Genomic DNA, 4114 nt, shown 5'->3' on the forward strand with positions numbered 1-4114 from the left:
CGTGAGGGACCCCCTCACGGCAAATAGGGCCGTGAGGGGGTCCCTCACGGCCCTATTTCCCGCTGGTCGGGGTCAGCGGGTTTTCGCCGGGAACTGGGCCGGGGTCGGCACGGCGTGGCTGGTCGGGGCGTCGCCTTCTCCCCGTGCCGACGGCAACCGGTGTGCGTGGCCGGTGCGGTGGGCCAGTTCCTCCTCGACAGCGTCGAGGAACTCGTCGACTTCGCGCTCGTCGTATCCGCGCTTGCCGAGCATCGGCTTGCCGAACAGCACGTGATGCACCTCGGCGGCGGTGAGGTCGTCCTCTCCGGCGAGGGTCTTCGCGATGCGCTCGACGAACCTGTCGACCTCGTGCTTGGCGTAGCCCCGTCGGCCGACGGGGGCGTTGCCGAATTCCACGGCGCGGACGTCTTCGACGGTGAGGGCCATGACCGTTCTCCAGATTCAGCTCGGACGAGGCGTGTGCCGTATTCCGTCCTAGCCGGGCAGGAGAGCCCGCGGAAGCCTGAAAACGAGTATCAAACTCGATCGGGCAGAATTTCCCATACCACTGAGTGAAACGGTGCTACGGGGCGTGGAAACGGTTCTGTGCCGCCGTCAGCCCCTCGCCGACCAGCGCCTCGACCGCGTCGGCGCACCGGTCCACCTCGAACGGGAGCTCCTTGCGCTCGACCGTCGAGAAGTCCTTCAACACGAAATCGGCCGGATCCATCCGGCCCGGCGGCCTGCCGATGCCGAATCGAACCCGGTAGTAGTCCTTGGTCCCCAGCGACTTGCTGATCGACCGAAGCCCGTTGTGGCCGTTGTCGCCGCCGCCGAGTTTGAGCTTGAGGGCGCCGAAGGGCAGGTCCAGCTCGTCGTGGACGACCACGACCCCGTCCGGTCCGGCCTTGTAGAACTTCGCCGTGCCGGCCACCGGGCCCCCGGAGAGGTTCATGAACGAACGCGGCTTCACCAGCACCACGCGGTGGCCGGCGAGGCGCCCTTCGAGCACCTCCGCGCCCGCCTTGTGGGCCTTGAAGCGGCCGCCAACGCGGGCGGCGAGCTCGTCGAGCACCATGAACCCCACGTTGTGCCGGTTGCCCGCGTAGCGGGGGCCCGGATTACCGAGGCCGACGAGCAGGATCTGCTCGCCGGCCCCGGGCAGATCGGCGGTCACTCCGCGGCGGCCTCGGCCCCAGCCTCGGCTTCGCCCTCCTCGGCGACCTGGGTCGCCTCGGTGACGGCCGTGACCAGGGTCTCGGGGTCGGTCAGCAGGGTCGCGCCCGAAGGCAGCGAGACCTGCGAGGCGAGGATCTGGGTGCCGGCCTCGGCGCCCGCGACGGAGACCTCGAACTGCTCGGGGATGTGCAGCGCCTCGACCTCGACCGAGATGGTGTCGAGCTCCTGGCGCACCAGGGTGCCCGGGACCGGGTCGCCGGTCAGCACGATCGGGACGTCCACCGCGATCTTCTCGCCACGCTTGACCACGAGCAGGTCGACGTGCTCGATGTAGTTCTTCAGCGGGTGCACGGTGATGGTCTTGGTCAGCGCCAGTTCGGTGGCGTTCTCCACGTTCAGCGTGAGCACGGCGTTGCTGCCGTTCTCGCGGATCACGCGGGCGAACTCCAGGGCCGGCAGCGCCAGGTGCCGGGGGTCGGTGCCGTGGCCGTACAGCACGGCCGGGATCTTTCCGGCGCGACGGGTGCGGCGCGCGGCGCCCTTGCCGAACTCGGTGCGCGGCTCGACGGACAGACGTACCTCGGACACGGTCTTGCACTCCTTCAAGTGTTGAACACGTAGCGGCGGGAACCAGGCGGGTGGTGTCTGCGGCGGCGAGCCTGCGGCATGAAGACAGCGCGGGGCCTCAAGCCGCCGCGTCGATCACGCCGGGCACCGGGTGCGGTAACCGGTTACCAAATGCCCGCCTCGCCGAGACAACCTGTTCAGTGTAGGCAACCGGCGATCGTCGGGTTGCGGTGGGTCGCTCTGGCCAGTAGGAAACACTTAGTCAGGGGGTGCCGAGATGCCGCGACGTCTGGTGGGTTACTTACTCGGGTTCGCCGCGGCCATGGCCCTGACCGGGTGCGATGCGCCGTCACCGCCGCCAGGGGGCGAGGCGGCACCCGGCACGGCGGCCGCCGTCCAGAGCGCGCTGGCCACCCTCGCCGACCAGGTCGCCATCGGCTACGGCCTGCCATCGGGTGCCCTGCTGTACGTCACCCGGAACGGTCTCGCCCAGGGCTCGCTGACCCTGAACGGGCAGCAGGTCCGGGTGTTGCGGGCGGGCGGACGGCTGTTCGTCTCGGCCTCCGCGGACTACTGGCGTGCGCAGGGCGTGCCCCCCGAGCGCGCCGAGGGGTACGACGCGCGCTGGACCCGCACCACCCTGGGCTTCGACCTGGGCGGCAGCCTCAACCCGACCACGGTCGCCCACGAACTCGGCGCCGGTTTGACCCCGGACCAGCAGGTCGCACGCGAGACACTGCCCGACGGGACCGAAGTCCTCGACGTGCACGGCCTGCGGGTGACCGCGGCGCCACCCCATCGGGTGGTCAGTGTCGCGTCGGGGCTGCTCGGTCCCGCGGTGGCACAGGCCCTCGGGGACCTGCCGGTTTCGGTGACCGTCCCTTCCGGACCGAAGCTCGCCGACATGCGGGCCGCCTTCGACGCCACCGTGGATGCGCTCGGCAGGCCGCTGGTGGCCGGGTCCTCGATCACGGCGACCGTCACCGGGAACACGCTGCGGTGCGGCTCCGGCGGCGGGTGCACCGACCAGGTACGCGTGGTGAACCGGAGTTCCGGAGCCGATCCGGGCACGGCGGCCCGGATCCAGTTGAAGACCTCGGTCAGCTCCACCGAACTCGGCACGCGCTCCTGTGGTCAGGACCTGGTGGTGCCGGTGAACAGCACCGTGGACCTGAGTTGCAGCGTGCGGTTCAGCCTGCCCAGGGTCTCCGGGACCACCATCACCACGGTGACCGCGGTGCCGGAGGTGAGCGCCGAACCCGTCGCCATCCTCGACCCCGGCACGCTCAAGCACGAGGTCGCCGCCGAACTCGGCTCGTGAACCGGACGCTGTCGTGAGGGGTCCCCTCACAGGAAAGAAAGCCACGGCGCGGCTGGCACGGTCCTAGCGTGAACGCAGTTCGGCGATGACGGGGGCGAAGTCCTCCAGTGCGGGCTCGAACACGGTGAAGTAGCTGAAGCCGAAGCGTTCCCGGCGTGCCTGGAGTTCGTCCGCGATCCGTTCGACGGGGCCGGCGAGCACCTGCGGTGCCTCGAGAAGTTCGTCCACCGAATGCGAGAGGTGCGGTGCGGGCGCGAGCCATTCCCCCAGCGGGCCGGTGGGGTCATCGCCCACCACGACCTTCTGGATCAGCATGTTGAATTCCAGCTCGTCCGCCCGCGCGCCCGCCTCACGCCGCACGAATTCCACGCGCTCTTCCAGTTCGGCGGACGAGGCGATGTCGAAGGTGCCGGGCGGTTTTCCGGGCAGTTGCTTCAGCCCGGCGAAACCGACGATGTCGGCCTCCCGCGCGGCGAGCCTGAGCACCCCGTCGCTGTTCCCCGCGATCAGCAGCGGCGGCATCGCGTCGAGACGGCGGCGCAGTTCGGCGAGTGTGTCCTCCAGGCGGGCGATGCGTTCCTTCGCCGGCCGCCACGGCAGGCCCGCGTCATCGAATTCCGCCTTCATGTGGCCCGAACCGAGGCCGAGTTCGAACCGGCCGCCGGTGAGCGTGAGGGTGGATTCGATGTCCCTCGCCAGCAACGCCGGGTTGTAGAACGGAACGTTCAGCACCAGGGGGCCGACGTGGGGGCGCGTGGTGGCGGCGGCCGCGCCGACGCAGACGGGAAAGGGTGCGGGCGCGCCCAGATGATCGGGAATCGTGATGACGTCGTAGCCGAGTTCCTCGGCCCTCCGGCATTGCGCGGCGAAATCCCCGTCCACCGCGCGCAGCGAGACACCGAAACGGAAGTCGTTCATGACCGGAAGCTATCGGCATGCGGACCGCGCTCACACCGGCTTTCGCGCAAGGCGGAACGGTGAAAAACGGCGGGGTGGTTTCGCCACGACCCTTGCGAAACCACCCCGCCCGAAAACGATCAGGGGGGGGCGGCGAAGAGGCTGGTTGCC

The 4114-nt window shown here is 69.7% G+C and carries 5 protein-coding genes; 1 reads left to right on the plus strand and 4 read right to left on the minus strand.

From position 1 onward, the window contains the following. Nucleotides 1-72 precede the first annotated feature (72 nt). The 3 genes from FNH05_RS33695 to FNH05_RS33705 all read right to left on the minus strand — a co-directional run bounded on the left by FNH05_RS33695 (nucleotide 73) and on the right by FNH05_RS33705 (nucleotide 1746). Nucleotides 73-426: a DivIVA domain-containing protein gene (locus tag FNH05_RS33695; protein ID WP_144592901.1), complete on the minus strand. Its 354-nt coding sequence runs from the start codon at nucleotides 424-426 to the stop codon at nucleotides 73-75. 136 nt (nucleotides 427-562) lie between these two features. Continuing rightward, nucleotides 563-1156, minus strand: a complete 594-nt coding sequence (gene pth / locus FNH05_RS33700; RefSeq protein ID WP_144592902.1) for an aminoacyl-tRNA hydrolase — start codon at nucleotides 1154-1156, stop codon at nucleotides 563-565. Further along, complete coding sequence (locus FNH05_RS33705) at nucleotides 1153-1746, minus strand: 50S ribosomal protein L25/general stress protein Ctc (protein WP_144592903.1); 594 nt, start codon at nucleotides 1744-1746, stop codon at nucleotides 1153-1155. Before FNH05_RS33705 ends, pth begins: the two co-directional genes overlap by 4 nt. A gap of 256 nt (nucleotides 1747-2002) precedes the next feature. Between FNH05_RS33705 and FNH05_RS33710 the strand changes: the two genes are divergently transcribed. Continuing rightward, on the plus strand, nucleotides 2003-3046 hold the full coding sequence (locus tag FNH05_RS33710) for a hypothetical protein (RefSeq protein WP_144592904.1): 1044 nt from the start codon (nucleotides 2003-2005) through the stop codon (nucleotides 3044-3046). Nucleotides 3047-3109: 63 nt separating this feature from the next. On the opposite strand, the gene FNH05_RS33715 is transcribed toward FNH05_RS33710, so the two are convergent. Continuing rightward, the gene (locus FNH05_RS33715; protein ID WP_144592905.1) at nucleotides 3110-3964 is read right to left on the minus strand and encodes a TIGR03621 family F420-dependent LLM class oxidoreductase; all 855 of its coding nucleotides are present in this window, start codon (nucleotides 3962-3964) and stop codon (nucleotides 3110-3112) included. Nucleotides 3965-4114 lie beyond the last annotated feature (150 nt).

It is taken from the genome of Amycolatopsis rhizosphaerae, from assembly GCF_007713715.1.
In the GTDB taxonomy this organism is placed as follows: Bacteria; Actinomycetota; Actinomycetes; order Mycobacteriales; family Pseudonocardiaceae; genus Amycolatopsis_E; species Amycolatopsis_E rhizosphaerae.